The organism is Candidatus Phycosocius bacilliformis, assembly GCF_003112735.1.
In the GTDB taxonomy this organism is placed as follows: Bacteria; Pseudomonadota; Alphaproteobacteria; order Caulobacterales; family Aquidulcibacteraceae; genus Aquidulcibacter; species Aquidulcibacter bacilliformis.
In genome coordinates this window covers 129,869-145,296 of record NZ_BFBR01000009.1, presented here as the reverse complement: position 1 = coordinate 145,296, position 15,428 = coordinate 129,869, and the positions used below count along the sequence as shown (strand labels likewise).

Sequence of the window (15,428 nt, the reverse complement as noted above, 5' to 3'; positions counted from 1 at the left end):
AGACAGGCCTTGCTGCAATGCCTGCGTACCGGCCGTCAGATAGCTAAGCGCTGGCAAAGCAATCACGAAGCCGAGCGAACCAATCAGCACATCAAGCGGCTTGATCTGACGTTGCACGAGAGCCTTTATGCCGATCCAAAGGGCAAAAGGTGTCGCACCCATGACTGCAAATGGCGACCATAATGCTGAGAGTGGGATGGCGGCCATCACGAGGCCGAGGCGCATCTGACCACGCTGATATAGGATCAGGCATAAAGCGCATAGCCAACCCGCAAAGGCATGTTGGGGTACCCAGAACAACAAAGTAATGACGGAGGAATACTGTCGGCCATCAGCCCAATGTTCCAAATGATCTGTCAGCAGCGGCCCACCTGCGGCCGCCAATGCAAGGTTCCCCAAACTATCCAGACCGCTGAAACTGATGAAAACAACCAGTGCAATCATTTTATGTTGGGCGGTTTGGAACAACGAACCGGCCGCAGCCATCAAGAGGGCGAAAACCAAAGCATTGCTGAACAACAAGACGAGGTCGACGGCCTCTGGCATAGCTTTAGACACCAATGCTGGCAGCAGATACATACCCAGCGGCGCACGGAGAATGTGCGCTTCACCGCCAACTTGATAGTCAAATGGCCACGGATTCTTCACAAGATCATAGAGGACCGCATCTCGGATCTGCCAGTCAGGATTTGCAAAAAGGAACCGACCTTCTCCACCAAGTATCAAAAGGCCAAGAGCCAGCATATAACAAATGACAAGGCTATGCAGGGATACCTTGCCTTCGGCGGCTTCCGGGGTCAGTTTTTTCAATCCAAACCAACCGGCCACCAAGAGCGTCAAACAAATCAGAGCGGACGCAATCGCTATGGGCTGGCTTAACAGGCCCAAAAAAGCCAGTAGTAGCCAGTTATTGACCGCAAAGATGCCAATTAGAGCCCAACCGATCGCGGCCGCTGAAATGTACTGCCTCTGGCGACGAGTAGCGACCGTATCGGAGTGCGCAGCTAGGCTGGTCACGCAGCACAGGCTCGCGACTTTAAGTCTTGGACGACGCGCTTCAGTGTCTCGACCATATAGTCGAGACGAGGCTCGTCAATGCCGGGCCAGACGCCAAGCCAGAAAGCATCCCGCATAATCTTGTCGGTGTTATCTAAGCCACCATGGACCCGATATTTCACATGCTTAAAGGCTGGCTGGCGAATGATATTGCCCGCGAACAACAGACGTGTGCCGACTTTGCGAGCTTCAAGGGCGCTGGTGATCTCACTTCGATTTAAGTCAGTCCCATCGCGTAAGGTCAACAGATAGCCAAACCAGCTTGGATCAGTATTTGGCGTCGCATGGGGCAGATGGAAAAATTCTTCAAGGCCAGCCGCTTTTAAGCGCCGCTCTAGGCCTGCAAAATTCTCGCGCCGACGAGCGATGAACCCATCAAGCTTTTTGAGTTGGCTGACACCCAACGCTGCCTGCATATCGGTAACCTTCATATTGTAACCAATATGGCTATAAGTGTATTTATGGTCATAGCCTTGAGGCAGGTCGCCCAAACTCCAGCCAAATCGGTTGCCGCAGGTATTGTCTTTGCCGGGTGGGCAGTAACAATCCCGGCCCCAATCCCGGAAGCTCTCTGTAATCTTGGAAAGAACGCCACTGTCCATTAAGACTGCGCCACCTTCACCGGTCGTGATGTGGTGTGCAGGATAAAAGCTTAGCGTAGCGAGATCGCCAAATGTGCCTACATTCTGACCGTTGGCTGTTGCCCCGAAAGCATCACAGCAATCCTCAACCAAAAACAGGTCATGGCGACGGCAAATCTCGGCCACTCGCACCACATCAAATGGATTGCCGAGTGAATGAGCGATCATAACAGCCCGGGTTCTATCCGTGATAGCAGCTTCGAGCGCGTCGACATCGACATTATGGGTTTCGAGATCCACATCAACGAAGACAGGAATTGCCCCATATTGCACAATAGGGTTGATGGTGGTCGGGAAGCCTGCTGCAACCGTTATCACTTCGTCACCGGGCTGAATGGCCTTCTTGCCACGCTTCCAACTGGTCAATGTCGCAAAAGCCAACAGATTGGCAGCTGAACCTGAAACTGTGAGCTTTGAGTATTTTCGACCGAAGCGGGCAGCCAGTTCATTTTCAAATCGATCCGAGAACCTTCCAGCGGTAAGCCACATGTCCAATGACGCATCGATCAGGTGCTCGCAATCATCGCCATCCAGCACCTTGCCGGCAGCAGGAATATAGGTCTGACCTGGCACAAACTCGGGCTTTGGTTGACCCTCAAAATAGCGACGTGCGAGGTCGAGAATAGCTTGGCGGTCAAGCTCAGATTGGGTCAAGATGTTTGGTGAAGCAGGGGAATTCATGTTGAGGCAGCCTTTTTTTGCAGGGCATGGACCATGTTTTCAGCCGGAAGCTTTTCGGCAGTGGTAGCGGGCTTAAAGTTGATCCGCTCGCGCTCGACGACCATCGGGCCGCGCCGCACTTGAGCATGGATTGACGTGACATATTCACCCAGTATGCCAATGAAGGCGAGCTGAACCCCCGACAGGAAGAATAGCGATACGATTACGGTTGTTATGCCAGCAGGCGCAGTAGTGGAGAACAACAAGTATGCAGCCACTGAGCCGAAGGCATAAAGCATGCAAAGACCTGCGAGGACGAGGCCGACCAATGTACACATGCGCATCGGAGCATTGGTGAAGGAGAAAATGCCGTTGAGTGCCTGATCAATCAGACGAGGCAAATTGTTCTTGGAAATGCCTATCTGGCGTGCTTCCCATGTATAGGGAACGATGACCCGCTTAAATCCCACGGAGGCGATGATTCCCCGCACGTAAGGGTAATGATCGTCATGCTGGATAACCGCTTCCCACACTTTTCGGTCAATCAATTGGAACTCACCAACATTGACGGGGATATCGATATCGGAGAGACCATTGACGATACGATAAAAGATCGCCCGACAAACCCGCAGAGCCAGACTCTCTTGGCGGTTCACGCGTGCGCCTGCCACGACTTCCACACCAGTTTCCCATATCCGGACAAACTCAATGATCTTTTCTGGTGGATCTTGCAAATCTACAGCCAAAAAGACAACTACGGCATCACCAGTTGCACTCTTCAGGGCATTGAACATAGAGCGGAATGGCCCAAAATTTCGAGCATTAAGGATTACTTTGACCTCCGACGCACTGGCGGCCAATTCGCGCAGAACATCAGGGGTGCCATCTGTGGAGGCATTATCAGCAAAGATATGCTCGAAGGCATAATCGGAAAGTTCATTTTCAAACAGGGCCCGCACCGCTGCATGGCACTTTTCGACATTGTCGACCTCATTATAGCAGGGCGAGATGATCGAGATTGTTTTCTTCATAGCGGACTCCCCGCAGCTTGGGCAAAGACGAACTGGCGCAAGGCCAGGTAGCTGGCGACAGCCAGGACAGGTAAAATTAGAATTTGGGCCAATAAAATAGGCAGACCTGCCTGTTCCAGAATTCGCAAAAGCAGAATGTTAAGCCCAAGTTGAGCTGCGTACACCAGTAGGAAAGGTACAATGCGCTGAGGCTGAATTGTATTAAAGACAAGCTTTCCAGTGGAAAGGAAATTGAAGCAAACACCAAGTAAAGTTGAAACGATAACCGCAATCGGAGCTTTGCCTGTAAGGAGAAATACCAGAACGAAGACCCCATAGCCAAAGCCTGTATTGAGGCCTCCCACAAGCAGAAACTTGGCAAATCGACGCACCTCAGGTGACGATGCCTTGATCTGTGTGAGCCGGGTCATGCCATTGCCCTCATGCTGGTGATGGTTGCGGCGAGGCCAGCTTGAAGAGATGTCGATGGTGCCCAACCTGTAGCAGCTTGCAAACGGGTCGGATCACCTTCCATATGGAAAATCTGACCGGGCTTGTAGGCAATGGTACCAAATTCGAGGTCGAGGTTTGGGGCAGCAATGTGAGCAATTTCCTGCGCGATCTGGCGAACAGGAACAGCTTCGCCTGAACAGAGATTAAATACACCCGTTGCTGCGGACTGAGTGCTCATAGCTCGAATGAGCGCCAGAAGAGCTTGAGCAGCGTCATCAATATACAGATAGTCCCACTTCTGAATACCTTCAGTCATAGGAGGGCAACGCCCATCCAACATGGCCGCAATCAAGCTGGGGATTAGCCAATTACCATTGTCGCTAGGGCCATAAATTGCAAACAAGCGCAGCCAAGCGAATTGGATATGATGGGTTATGGCTCTCTGGCGCGCAAGAGTGCAGGCGGCGTGCTTGGCGGCTCCATATAGGGTGATCGGAGCAGGCAGATGGGTTTCTTCAATTCGCCCTTCAAATGGTCCATATTCCGCCTGCGACCCGATCCCAATGAATTTTTCAAGGCCGTATTGGGCACCTAAGTCCAATAGACGGCAGGTGGCCCGCACGTTGTCATATTGGATGTCCTGGTCCCTAGCTTGACCAGACACACCAGACCAAGCCGCATGCACGATGATGTGGGGCCGGAATCGCCTTAACAAGTCATGGGTGGCGACTTCATCGCTCAGATCAAGTTGGTCATAGGCGATTTTGATGGCCTTTGTTCGCGACGCATCGGCCGCGCGACCAATACCCAGCACGTCGTAGCCGGCCGCGCTGGCGGCCGCGGCAACCGCTGCACCCAGAAAGCCTGACGCCCCTGTGACCAACAACCGAGGTATGACAACATTGCTTTTCATATCGATTGCATACAAAGAAACTCATTAACCTGACGTTTAGTCAGGGCGGCAATGTCACCAGATTGATGCCAAACGTGGTACCATTCCATGCTCATCTCGAGGGCTTGAGTGAGATTGAGGCGGGGCTTCCAATTCAGACGGGTTTCGGCTTTGGCGCAATTAAGCTGTAAGCTCTGCGCTTCATGAGGATGGTATGCTTCATCGTGCTGCCAGCTAGCACCAGACCCCCAAAGCTCGACCAGTTGCGAGACGACCTGACCAACAGGTTGGGCGTCCTCAAAACAAGGCCCAAAATTCCAACCCTCACCAAAGCTTGGATTAGCGGCCAGCTTTTCCGCTAAGCATAAATAACCGACGAGGGGCTCTAAAACATGTTGCCAGGGACGCGTGGCTAGTGGATTGCGGATCATGAGTGTTTGTCCCGACCCGAAGGCCCGCACCGCGTCTGGTATCAGGCGATCAGCGGCAAAGTCGCCGCCACCGATCACATTTCCTGCACGTGCTGAGGCAAGACCCTTGCCGCTGGCCTGAAAGAAGCTGTCCCGATATGCGCTGATCAAGAGTTCACAGCATGCCTTGCTGTTGGAATAGGGGTCAAAGCCGCCCAACCGATCTGTTTCGGCAAATGGCTGACCGAGGCCAACATTTTCATAGCATTTGTCGGTTGTGATCGCGACAATAGCTTCAAGACCTGCAATACGCCGACAAGCATCGAGCAAATTGGCCGTGCCCATCACATTGGAAGAATATGTCTCCAGTGGGTCGACATAGGAGGCGCGGACCAAAGGCTGAGCAGCCAAATGGAGTACAATCTCGGGCTGGCAATCGTGTATAGCGCGCTCCAGAGACCTCAGATCTCGGATATCACCGATTACGTGGACGCAAGTTTGCCCTAAATCTAGCAAATCAAACATGGAAGGATCGGTTGGCGGGGGCAAGCTATAGCCGGTCACACGGGCACCAAGCACCTGCAGCATGACCAGCAACCAGCTTCCTTTGAAGCCAGTGTGTCCAGTGACAAACACCCGCCGCCCGGACCAGAAGCTTGATGTGAGGCTCATGGGCTTAGTCCCACTGTTTCCAAGGTGCTTTGTCTGCCGCCCAGAGCCCTTCAAGCAATTGACGATCCCTTAGGGTGTCCATTGGTTGCCAGAAGCCATCATGGAAATAGGATTTCAGCTGTCGATCCTGCGCAAGCCGCTCCAACGGCTCCTGCTCCCAAACGCAACTGTCCTTTTCCGACAGATAGGTTGCGATCGACTTATTGAGGACGAAGAAGCCGCCATTTATCCAACCACCCTCATCGGCTGGCTTCTCGGCAAAGGCATTAACGACGTCGCCGTCTAGCTTTAACTGGCCGAACCGACTCGAAGGGCGAATTGCAGTTACGGTGGCAAGCTTGCCATGGGTATGGTGAAAATCTATGGAAGCCGCAATATCAACGTCACTGACCCCATCGCCATAAGTCAAGCAAAAGGTTTCATCCTTACCAAGATAGGGAAGGGCCTGCCTCAATCGACCGCCAGTCATAGTTTCCGGCCCGGTATCAATGAGGGAAATGCGCCAATCTTCAGAACTATCGCGATGAATCTGCATCGATCGATTACGCAAATCAATGGTGATATCGGAATTGTGCAGACTATAATTGGCGAAATATTCCTTGATCAAATAGCCCCGATAGCCAAGGCAAATGATGAAGTCATTCACACCATGATGTGCATACATTTTCATGATGTGCCACAAGATGGGGCGGCCACCTATTTCGACCATAGGCTTGGGGCGGAGGGAGGTTTCCTCCGCCAAACGTGTACCGAGGCCACCTGCAAGAATAATTGCTTTCATGGTCGGCATCATCAATCAATATGGTAAAAGGTCGATGAATGCTTAGGTTTGATTATGCCAAAACCTGCAGGTTGGACTGCCCTAAAAAGTCAAGGCATGCTGTCATGGTGGGGACTTCAGACCGCCTCATCCAACCCGCCCAAGCGATGCAGCGTCGCTTGACTTGCAACCACGCCACAGACTTTGTCGCTTAATGCGCGTGGATAAATGTGACCACGCAGGTCAGGCTCTTGCAAAAGCGCTTCGAGCATCCACGACCCAAAGCCACCATCAAGGAGGTGGTCTTCAAACGTATCTACCTGCGCGAACCGACGAACTTGCACCGCTTGCGCATATTTGGTTGCCATGGACCAAAGAGGCAGGGAGAAGACATGTTTACCTCGCGCCCGACCAGCTGCAACCGCCATTCCAAGCGCCGCGCCAGTCGACAAGATCGCCATATCGCAGTCCGGTCCAGCATCATCAATCATGAGCCATTTCCCAGGTGCAATCTCCGGCACTTCTTGGTGGAAATCGGGCTCCCCGGCTTTACCAATGCGCAGGTAGGAGGGCTGGGGATTTGCAACGAGATAACGCAAACAGGCACGAACCTCCAGCGGATCGCCTGGTGCAGCAATCAGCATATTGGGCATAACCCGCATAAGAGCATAATCCTGCACGGCATGGTGGGAATAGCCTAGAGAGCCATAAGCAAGACCACCACCAACTGCCACCGTCGTGACAGGAAGACAATGATAATCGATATCGTTACGGATCTGTTCAGCGCAACGAAATGTTGGGAAGTTGGCGATGGAATAAGTGAAGACGTGATAGCCTTCGGAGGCCATACCTGCAGCCATTCCCGCCATGTTCTGCTCGGCAATACCAGCATTAATGAAGCGATCCGGAAACTGCTCGGCAAAGGGCTCTACCACGGAATAACCCAGGTCACCGACCATCAACACAATATGATCATGGTGAGCGGCTAAGTCGCATAACTCTTGAATGAAAGCGTTGCGCATGGATTTAGGCCTGCTCGTTCACATGCAGCAGGCCTGCTACCGCAGCATCACGCTCAGCCAGCGTTGGGCTTTTGTAATGCCAAGCGACTTGGTCTTCCATGAAGCTAACACCTTTGCCCTTGACGGTACGAGCTATTATCAGGGTTGGCTTGCCAGTCTGGCTACTAAGTGCCGCTACAAGAGCAGTATGATCGTGCCCATCCACATCAAGCACGGTCCAACCGAAAGCCGATGCTTTGCGGTCCAATGGCTCAAGGCCGAGGGTCCGCTCGACCGTAGTGAGGCTTTGTAGATTGTTATAGTCGACGATGGCCACAAGGTTGTCGAGCTTGTGATGGGCCGCAAACATCATGGCTTCCCAATTGCTGCCCTCGGCCATCTCCCCATCGCCTAGTAGAACATATGTGCGCCATCCTTGGCCGCTGAGTCTTGCGGCTTTGGCTTTACCAACGCCAAAGGGCAAGCCATGACCGAGCGAACCAGTTGAAAACTCCACACCATCAACTTTGTGGCTAATGTGGTGCATCAACGGAGAGAAGTCAGCGCCATAAGTCTCAAGAAGTGAAAGCGGAATGAACCCACTGTCGGCCAAAGTGGCGTAAACGCCCACGCAGGCGTGGCCCTTGCTGAGGATAAAGCGGTCACGTAGGGGGTCATTCGGTCGGGCTGGATCAGCACGCATGACACCGCCATAGAGGCAAGCCAGAATGTCAATCGCCGAAAGCGCGCTTCCAATATGCGAGGCGCGCGCGCGCGTGACCATGTCAATCGCCAAACAGCGAATACGATTCGCGCGCAGCTTGAGGTCATCTGGTGATGGCGCATTCGCGAAGTTTGTAGTCAGGGTCATGTTCAACTGGTAACCCAATGTCGGTTAATGTCGCCTTATGAAGGTTATGGCTACCGACACTGTTGACAGTCTTTCCATTGCGTCGCATTCACCCACGATACGGTGATCGAGGTCATAGAGATAGACGCGGGTATCTGCCGCCCCGATGGCAGGCGTGGTGACCACCTGTATCCGCTCATCCATGCCATTATAGAGCATGGTCTGGCTTGCGCCACCATTGCGGTAGCGCGTCAGACGGGCATGGCCGTCGTAGGCAACGGTGACCGTGACCCCGCCCGGGAACTGCTCGGTGATCTGATTGCCCCGCCCATCATGACTGAACGTTCGCGTGCCGCTTGGGGTGGCGATACTGCGCAGGCGGTTGGTGCCGGTGGCGATGGTGTAGGTATCGGTCTCAACCGGGGTTAGCGCTGTGGCCGTCGCCCTGCGCTCGACCTTCAGGCGGTTGCCAAAGAACCCAGACTAGCTTTTTGTTAGTAATCGCATCTCCGATCATACCGAGGGTTAATGGAGGTAACTCTACTCGCCCTCTGAAATAATCACCTAAGAATGGTACCATTCTTATCAGAATTGAACTGACAACCGAGTTTCCGATAAATTCAACACGAAAGTATTTTTCAAAATCAAATTCGGTGAGATCGACTCCAAAATGATCATGTAAGCACTCGAGATTGCCTTCAGCGATATCACCATACATGCCTAAATCATGCCAAAGTCGCGTTTCACGTGTGAATTTGGAAATTGACTTCGCGGATATGCCGCACATGCAGAGATACGCTTTTGTCTCTTGAGAAATCGTATTGTCTACATTGGTCATTTGCAGGCTATCGCATCATATAGTTCAAAAGCAGATAAGGCAGTGCCTAAATAGGGAACGCGTTTTAGGCCCTTTGTCAGCGCGTGTCTGATTGGTGTTGAATACAGACCACGACGAGCCAGCGCATCGTTTAAGGTGCTTGCTGCTGACGTCCAATTTTCAGACTTTCCCCCTCCAGCAATACCGGTCCTAGGTTTTGGAACCCCGCTAGCCCATTTGAATCTGCTTGGCGACTATGGCTCGAGCGCTATTATTCATGAGGATCGGCGGTTAATTTGATGGCTGTGGAGCGCTTTAATTTTATCGCAGGGCCTGCAAATACCGCCAACGTCTAAATGTCTTTACGAAGAAGGATTTTCATATGATGAACTATTGCGAACCCTTGGTTTCTGGGTTGGCCAACCAGATCAACGCCCCCCCAAGCTTCACTCATTAGGTGGATGTGATCGGTTCGGCCATCCTGAAGGAGATTTAGTTCAGACAGCAAAATTCTAAGCCCTTCAGCATCTAGATGCATCTCAATCTCATCAGGCTGACAATACGGCTCTTGTGGTTTGTATTCAATACTAATCATTTTAGCTCCTAAAGCGGGTAATCGCGGGGAGGCATAAATATCAAAATTGCGCCAGTCAGAGTTTGATAATATAATAACTCAAGCTATGCCAAGGCACGGTGTAAGGCCCCATCGCACCTTAGTGGGTGGTGAAAATTCAGTAAATCAAGCGGGGGTTAGCCCGGGCGGTGCGTATGGCAGACCATCCGCCGCGATAGCGGAATGGAGTCCAACAAAGACATCGGGAGGTACTGACACAAATGGCTCAAAACAGCGCCCACCATATATTGGCCTTGTGCATGAACTTGGCCATGTAAGGGCTTTCAATCTGGGAGTGCAAGCATTCTCGAATCCACTTGATCCTAGGATTGGGTCGCCTGGCTATACACCACCGAGTGAACTGTATTCTGTAGCAAATGAAAATGCAGTTCGGCGGGAGCAAGGGCTTCCATTAAGGAACGGATATTAAAATGGTGAAAAGTTATATTGTTATACAACTTTGTTTGTATTCTGTGCTTCTCTGTGGCGGGTGCGGCCAGAGTCCGACAGCTCATGTTAGTGCCAAACCAAATCAAGTCTGGAATCCAAAAATCGAGCTTGAGTTGACGTGGCCGAAAGGGGTTAATGGTCCTCCTGGTAACGGAGTATATCTGTCGCTATTGGACCAGTATGCACCTCCGGTCCCTCTGAATCAAATAACGGGTGATTATTTGGTGGTGGCTAATAGATACCCGGACAGTTCAAAAGGTACCGTGAGCTTGCTAATTAATGAGCAGGAGATTCCAAATGTGGTCACTGCAGGTGAAAGGGAAAAATATTGGTCACTAAGCACTCGTTTAACCATCAAGTGTCCGGTAACGCCGAAAACAGTGATACCCCCCCCAGAGATTATTGCTCTTGATGCTTCTGTTTATTCAGTGATTTGTGTCTCCGAGCGGGGAATTACTAGAATATTAACGAGTGATATTGACTTTGGGGAAAATTTCCCGACCGAAATTTCTGAAAAAGCAGAAATCTTTTTATCAAGAATGGGAATTGTTTTGTCGCCTAGCCCATAGAATTAAATACATCAGAGCCTTAATGTTCCCAAGTACAATAAAAAACACCATACTCTCCAGCCTACAATACGGGCGTTCATGGCCCCAGTTGGCGCACGCGCCTGCAATAAATGGATCTGATATTCTCATACGTCTACTGGGGTCGACGACTCCGGTGGCTTACCCAGACCAGAAAATTGGCAAAGGCGCTGACAATAGTATCCATTCGGCGAGGGCCACATACCGGTGAGGTGTGAACTAGGCTAGGTACTGTGCGTATGGAGACGTTGACCCAGCCCCCTGATCCGGGCCGTTTATTCGGAGAGTCTGTGCGCCTTTCTTTCTCTTTGGTGGGCGGTGGTCAAGGCCCGCTGAGTGGAGCCTTTGCGTAGCTCAGGCGAAGCGGGCCTGGATCGTTGGACGCGCAGCCGCTTTTGGTCGCACGCGAAGGTCAGTGGGGTGAGACCACCCAGCGACGTGTGAGGCCGGTCCTGGTTGTAGTCGCTGGTCTATGCCGCCAGCACGGCGCGGGCTTCTGGCATCGTGGAGAACAACTCCTCATTGAGGCATTCGTCGCGCAAGCGCCCGTTGAAGCTCTCGATGAAGGCGTTCTGGGTCGGCTTACCGGGCGCAATGTAGTGCCACTCGATCCGCCGATCTTGAACCCACTTGAAGATCGCATGACTGGTCATCTCGGTTCCGTTGTCGCTGACTATGGTCTTTGGCTTGCCGCGCCGGGCGATGATCGCGTCGAGCTCTCTTGCCAGCCGGTGGCCGGAGATCGAGAAGTCCGGCACAACTGCCAGCGCTTCACGCGTGAAGTCGTCCACCACGCACAAGATGCGGAACCGGCGACCGTATGTGAGCGTGTCGGATACGAAGTCGAGGCTCCAGCGCTTGTTCGCCCGCGATGGCAGAACCATGGGCCGACGTGTTCCCAGCGCCCGCTTGCGGCACTTGCGGCGGCGGACCGCCAGCTTCTCCTCGGCATAGATCCGGTACAGCTTCTTGTGATTGGCATGATGTCCCTCCCGCGCAAGCAGGATCCCCAGACGCCGATAGCCGAACCGGCGGCGTTCACCGGCCAGTTCACGCAACCGCGCCCTCAGCGGCTCATCACCGCTAGTCTTCTTCGCATACTGGAACGTCGAGCGATCCAGTCCAGCCAGGCTGCACGCCCGACGCTCGCTCACCTCATGGTCCTTCATCACCTGAACCACGGCGCGGCGCTTCACGTCGGGCGTCAGTAGTTTTTCTTGCAAGGTCCTTCAGCACCGCCACGTCCAGCGTCGTCTCGGCCAGAAGCCGCTTCAAACGCGTGTTCTCCAGCTCGAGCGCTTTGAGCTTCTGCGCGTCCGAGACGCTCATCCCGCCGAACTTGGCTTTGTACTTGTAGAAGGTCGCATCCGAAATGCCCTGCTTGCGGCACACCTCCGAGGTCGACATCCCACTCTCGTGTTCCTTGATCATCGCAATGATCTGTTGCTCGGTAAATCTGCTCTTGCGCATGGATCATCCTCTCGTTCGAGGACTCTGCAAATTCCTGGCCGGATTTCAGGGGGCTGGGTCAAATCCACCATTTCATCGCCAAATTTCGCATAATGATAATTATGGGACAAAATATGGCACCCTTGGAAGATTGGGTGACCTTCCGATACCGCCCAATCAGTTCCGCAAGTTACTTCGGATAACTTCAAAGCAATAAGCTGAGCGCCAAGACAGTTCGACAAAGTCTTAAGCATCCATTGACGAAGCATCGCACGGCCCAGCGTGATTTTGGTGTCGAGCCGCTCAAGAACTAAGTGCGCATGACCAATTTAATGCTGATACGGACGCTGTCACGATTCCGACAGCTGCGCCAGATTTCACTTCATGCCATGCGAGATACAGACTATGAACGTGGTGAAACCGGGAGCAATCGAAGTGACAGATATGGCAGAATATAACGCCATTACGTTCCTCATAGGCCTTTGCATCTGGACAATCGGACTGATGGTCGCGACCATTTGGGCTGCCATTAGCTCGAGGGAATAGGTCTTCATCCTATCAAAAAGGACCACCATTCAGCTGGTCTTTTTGTGCCGGCTTGCCAGTGGAGAGCCGAAGTATCTCACTCATTTTGTTGAGTGATTAAGCACTCCTGGCGGTTTTTAGGATATTGGACTGCTGGCGGTATGCTGGCAAAGCGCTGGCTGTGTGCCATCAGGTTGCTGGCTGTGTGCCAGCAAAGTGCTGGCTGTGCGCTGGCAGAATGCTGGCTGTATGCCAGCAAAGCGCTGGCTGTGTGCCACTTTCTAAAATCTAGAATGGATTTCGGTTGAAAACAGTATTGTTTTCAGATGTCTGCAAGGCCCTGCAAGGAGTGCGTAATGTACGACCACGAAGCCCAAAGGGCGCAGGGTTTCTTAAAGGGTGGGGACCCGTCGAATTAGGTTTTTGCCGAGAAGATTTTTGGTCTCGCTACTGCTTTCTCGCTTGTCCAGAACCAGCATCAACTTGGATATGTCTGTCATGGCACGTGTCATGGCTGGCATTGGCAAATCTTGGTCCACTCAATGGTGTCATGGGGATTGTGCACGATCACGCACTAACTTTTCGGGCACAAAGATTATGGTGTTTAGAAGCCAATTTGGGATGTAAAAGCCCCTGCCCCCATAATGGTCGCCGACTGGCTGCCAGCTGGTCCCCCTGTCTTAGTACCGATCGGACAGCGCCATCCTACACTATGGATACTGCTATCTGAGCTCTATGCGGCTTAACAGCAACCCCTCGGCGATCCTTTCGCGCAGAGACAATGACTGCGCCTAAGTGCAGTAGGCAGGCCTATTTTGTAGGAAAAATCTCGTAAACTCGACCGCCACCGCTCAATTCAGCAACTGGCTTTACCCACCCCGGTGGCTTGTCTTGGACAAGCCGCGCCACAAAGCTGTTAGGGTCGCTCTCGGCCATGAATTTGAAATGCGTGTCAAACTTGCAGGTGAATACATAGCGAGGGTGATGCTCGTTCAACATAGACTTCGCGACCTCGGGCTGCGCAATCAACCAGCGAATTACCCACAGATTATCGTCTTTGGCTCGGTGATAGCCCGCAAAGGAGGTGCGGTGCAAGGTCTGGCGCAAAATGAACTCTGACGGTCCGAAGGGCGCGATCATAAGACCCGGTGGAAGACGTCGTAGCGCGGCAACATCCTCCGGCTTGAGACAAAAGGCCGCGTCAGTCTCCTCGGGTATGCGAACACCATCAACCAATGTGACCCATGTCTTGTCTGGCATGACAATCGACTTGATTGTTGAGCCTGCAGCAAAAACAAGTGAGGCGCATACAAAGAGGATGGCAAATTTGTGTGACTTTGCTTGAGAAAAGAATTGGGCAAGCAATGGCGTCAAGATAAGCGCTGTCGCAAGCGACAACATCGGGATCCCACGCGAGACCGCCGCAGAGAACAGGAGCCCAACCGCCACCATGCCGAGCGCAGGCAATGTTGCCTCAAGCGTTAAGCGTCCCAACCAAATTGAGTAAACGAAATAGATAAGCGCGACGATGGGCAAGAGCCAGATAAAGACGACACTTCCAGATGCGCCAACCAGTTTGGAGAGGCTCGAATTCTCCGTGATTCCGCTCATCCAATACTTGTCGATCAATGGGTCTTGCAACGGTAATGGATTGAGGCAGGCGGGGAACAACAACACAAGACCGGCAAGAACCCCTCCCCCGACCAGGATCGCAGCAAACAAGCGCTGCCACCAATGTGGGAGGTTGCCCAGCCAGGTAGCCATCAGGACAGCAACCCCACCAGAACTAAAGAGGATGGCTGCAACCGGAACAGTCCAACTGTCGCACCACACATTGGTCCAAGGCTGGGGAATGAAAATCGGTGCGCAAAGAGCGGTCAATGCCAAAGTGCCGTATCCAAAGCCTTTAAGGAACCTTTGTTCGGCCTGAGGATCGAAAACCCACAATAAGCCAAGCGCCAAAATGGCTGAAGCAACATAGGGCACTGCGTCGAATCCGATCACCAGTCCGAAGACTAGACCGACTGCGGCTATGACTCCTGATTTTAGTGTACGAATGCCAACAAAGCCACCAATCAACACCGCAAGTGCGATCATTTGCAAATTATGATGGTCGATTAGGCCTGGGCGAAAATGGATATGGAGAAATGGGAGCTGGATAAGCAGAACCAGAGCCGCCAAGCCGACCACGCGTGTGGTCACGCTTGGCACAATGCGATGGGCGGCCCAGATACAGACAAAAAACAACGGCACCCGATATAGCATCGGAACTGATGTAACCGTGACCACTTCGGCCATCTCACGCCCGATCAGCGGAGTTAGGGCCCAAATGAAGCCCGCCGGAACAATGTCAGCAAGGCGAGGCCAATGCATGGGCGTATAGCCCTCCAGGCCAAAGCGAGTCATGCGAACATCAAACCAAGATTGACCCGCCAGCAGGTCGCGCACTTGTTGCATCCGCATATTGGAATCTGGATCACTGAGGAGATCCAACGAATTGCGGGCATAAGCGCCAACTAAATCTATGCTAGCCATGATAGCCGCAATGATGAGAGCGAAAAGAAAGGCAGTCCGCGGATGGA

The 15,428-nt window shown here is 52.6% G+C and carries 15 protein-coding genes and 1 pseudogene; 2 read left to right on the top strand and 14 right to left on the bottom strand.

The window, feature by feature from the left end:
* The 10 genes from PbB2_RS13750 to PbB2_RS16130 all read right to left on the bottom strand — a co-directional run.
* Nucleotides 1-828, bottom strand: an 828-nt coding sequence (locus PbB2_RS13750) for a hypothetical protein (protein ID WP_305790474.1), incomplete at its 3' end; no start/stop codon positions are given.
* A 185-nt stretch (nt 829-1,013) separates the two neighbouring features.
* Nucleotides 1,014-2,378: a lipopolysaccharide biosynthesis protein RfbH gene (gene rfbH, locus PbB2_RS13745; RefSeq protein ID WP_108985904.1), complete on the bottom strand. Its 1,365-nt coding sequence runs from the start codon at nt 2,376-2,378 to the stop codon at nt 1,014-1,016.
* Nucleotides 2,375-3,388: a glycosyltransferase family 2 protein gene (locus PbB2_RS13740; protein WP_108985903.1), complete on the bottom strand. Its 1,014-nt coding sequence runs from the start codon at nt 3,386-3,388 to the stop codon at nt 2,375-2,377. Before PbB2_RS13740 ends, rfbH begins: the two co-directional genes overlap by 4 nt.
* Nucleotides 3,385-3,798, bottom strand: a complete 414-nt coding sequence (locus PbB2_RS13735; RefSeq protein ID WP_108985902.1) for a GtrA family protein — start codon at nt 3,796-3,798, stop codon at nt 3,385-3,387. The genes PbB2_RS13740 and PbB2_RS13735 overlap by 4 nt, the downstream gene beginning before the upstream one ends.
* Nucleotides 3,795-4,733: an NAD-dependent epimerase/dehydratase family protein gene (locus PbB2_RS13730; RefSeq protein WP_108985901.1), complete on the bottom strand. Its 939-nt coding sequence runs from the start codon at nt 4,731-4,733 to the stop codon at nt 3,795-3,797. The genes PbB2_RS13735 and PbB2_RS13730 overlap by 4 nt, the downstream gene beginning before the upstream one ends.
* Nucleotides 4,730-5,794 (bottom strand): CDP-glucose 4,6-dehydratase, encoded by a 1,065-nt coding sequence (gene rfbG, locus PbB2_RS13725; protein ID WP_108985900.1) that lies wholly within the window; start codon nt 5,792-5,794, stop codon nt 4,730-4,732. Before rfbG ends, PbB2_RS13730 begins: the two co-directional genes overlap by 4 nt.
* Before the next feature lie 4 nt (nt 5,795-5,798).
* Complete coding sequence (rfbF, locus tag PbB2_RS13720) at nt 5,799-6,584, bottom strand: glucose-1-phosphate cytidylyltransferase (RefSeq protein ID WP_320410540.1); 786 nt, start codon at nt 6,582-6,584, stop codon at nt 5,799-5,801.
* A 107-nt stretch (nt 6,585-6,691) separates the two neighbouring features.
* A complete protein-coding gene (locus PbB2_RS13715) occupies nt 6,692-7,576 on the bottom strand; it encodes a transketolase family protein (RefSeq protein WP_108985899.1) in 885 nt (294 codons plus the stop codon).
* A gap of 4 nt (nt 7,577-7,580) precedes the next feature.
* A complete protein-coding gene (locus tag PbB2_RS13710) occupies nt 7,581-8,426 on the bottom strand; it encodes a transketolase (protein WP_108985898.1) in 846 nt (281 codons plus the stop codon).
* A gap of 24 nt (nt 8,427-8,450) precedes the next feature.
* Nucleotides 8,451-8,624: a hypothetical protein gene (locus PbB2_RS16130; RefSeq protein WP_192576351.1), complete on the bottom strand. Its 174-nt coding sequence runs from the start codon at nt 8,622-8,624 to the stop codon at nt 8,451-8,453.
* A 42-nt stretch (nt 8,625-8,666) separates the two neighbouring features.
* On the opposite strand from PbB2_RS16130, the gene PbB2_RS16125 reads away from it, so the two are divergent.
* Entirely contained in the window at nt 8,667-8,834 is a 168-nt protein-coding gene (locus PbB2_RS16125) for a hypothetical protein (RefSeq protein WP_192576350.1), read from the top strand.
* Here the strand turns inward: PbB2_RS16125 and PbB2_RS13705 are convergent.
* Together PbB2_RS13705 and PbB2_RS13700 are read right to left on the bottom strand one after the other, a co-directional pair.
* Nucleotides 8,821-9,243, bottom strand: coding sequence for a DUF1493 family protein (locus PbB2_RS13705; protein WP_108985897.1), 423 nt, complete (start codon nt 9,241-9,243; stop codon nt 8,821-8,823). The two genes, PbB2_RS16125 and PbB2_RS13705, sit on opposite strands and share 14 nt — an antisense overlap.
* Nucleotides 9,244-9,574: 331 nt before the next feature.
* Nucleotides 9,575-9,817 carry an Imm32 family immunity protein gene (locus PbB2_RS13700; RefSeq protein WP_108985896.1) on the bottom strand — a complete coding sequence of 81 codons (243 nt, stop codon included), beginning with the start codon at nt 9,815-9,817 and terminating at the stop codon, nt 9,575-9,577.
* Between the two features lie 449 nt (nt 9,818-10,266).
* Here PbB2_RS13700 and PbB2_RS15900 point away from each other — a divergent pair, with 449 nt between their 5' ends.
* Entirely contained in the window at nt 10,267-10,854 is a 588-nt protein-coding gene (locus PbB2_RS15900; RefSeq protein WP_133245815.1) for a hypothetical protein, read from the top strand.
* Between the two features lie 491 nt (nt 10,855-11,345).
* Here the strand turns inward: PbB2_RS15900 and PbB2_RS13690 are convergent.
* A pseudogene (locus tag PbB2_RS13690) lies at nt 11,346-12,342 on the bottom strand (IS3 family transposase); the annotation flags it as partial.
* Between the two features lie 1,314 nt (nt 12,343-13,656).
* Complete coding sequence (locus PbB2_RS13680) at nt 13,657-15,381, bottom strand: DUF2339 domain-containing protein (protein ID WP_133245814.1); 1,725 nt, start codon at nt 15,379-15,381, stop codon at nt 13,657-13,659.
* Between the last annotated feature and the right edge of the window lie 47 nt (nt 15,382-15,428).

What these genes read in the sequence shown, in the direction of transcription:
- rfbH (WP_108985904.1), bottom strand. Translation starts at nt 2,378, where the DNA reads ATGAATTCCCCTGCTTCACCAAACATCTTGACCCAATCTGAGCTTGAC.
- PbB2_RS13740 (WP_108985903.1), bottom strand. Translation starts at nt 3,388, where the DNA reads ATGAAGAAAACAATCTCGATCATCTCGCCCTGCTATAATGAGGTCGAC.
- PbB2_RS13735 (WP_108985902.1), bottom strand. Translation starts at nt 3,798, where the DNA reads ATGACCCGGCTCACACAGATCAAGGCATCGTCACCTGAGGTGCGTCGA.
- PbB2_RS13730 (WP_108985901.1), bottom strand. Translation starts at nt 4,733, where the DNA reads ATGAAAAGCAATGTTGTCATACCTCGGTTGTTGGTCACAGGGGCGTCA.
- rfbG (WP_108985900.1), bottom strand. Translation starts at nt 5,794, where the DNA reads ATGAGCCTCACATCAAGCTTCTGGTCCGGGCGGCGGGTGTTTGTCACT.
- rfbF (WP_320410540.1), bottom strand. Translation starts at nt 6,584, where the DNA reads ATGCCGACCATGAAAGCAATTATTCTTGCAGGTGGCCTCGGTACACGT.
- PbB2_RS13715 (WP_108985899.1), bottom strand. Translation starts at nt 7,576, where the DNA reads ATGCGCAACGCTTTCATTCAAGAGTTATGCGACTTAGCCGCTCACCAT.
- PbB2_RS13710 (WP_108985898.1), bottom strand. Translation starts at nt 8,426, where the DNA reads ATGACCCTGACTACAAACTTCGCGAATGCGCCATCACCAGATGACCTC.
- PbB2_RS16130 (WP_192576351.1), bottom strand. Translation starts at nt 8,624, where the DNA reads ATGCTCTATAATGGCATGGATGAGCGGATACAGGTGGTCACCACGCCT.
- PbB2_RS16125 (WP_192576350.1), top strand. Translation starts at nt 8,667, where the DNA reads ATGGCCGTCGTAGGCAACGGTGACCGTGACCCCGCCCGGGAACTGCTC.
- PbB2_RS13705 (WP_108985897.1), bottom strand. Translation starts at nt 9,243, where the DNA reads ATGACCAATGTAGACAATACGATTTCTCAAGAGACAAAAGCGTATCTC.
- PbB2_RS13700 (WP_108985896.1), bottom strand. Translation starts at nt 9,817, where the DNA reads ATGATTAGTATTGAATACAAACCACAAGAGCCGTATTGTCAGCCTGAT.
- PbB2_RS15900 (WP_133245815.1), top strand. Translation starts at nt 10,267, where the DNA reads ATGGTGAAAAGTTATATTGTTATACAACTTTGTTTGTATTCTGTGCTT.
- PbB2_RS13680 (WP_133245814.1), bottom strand. Translation starts at nt 15,381, where the DNA reads ATGGCTAGCATAGATTTAGTTGGCGCTTATGCCCGCAATTCGTTGGAT.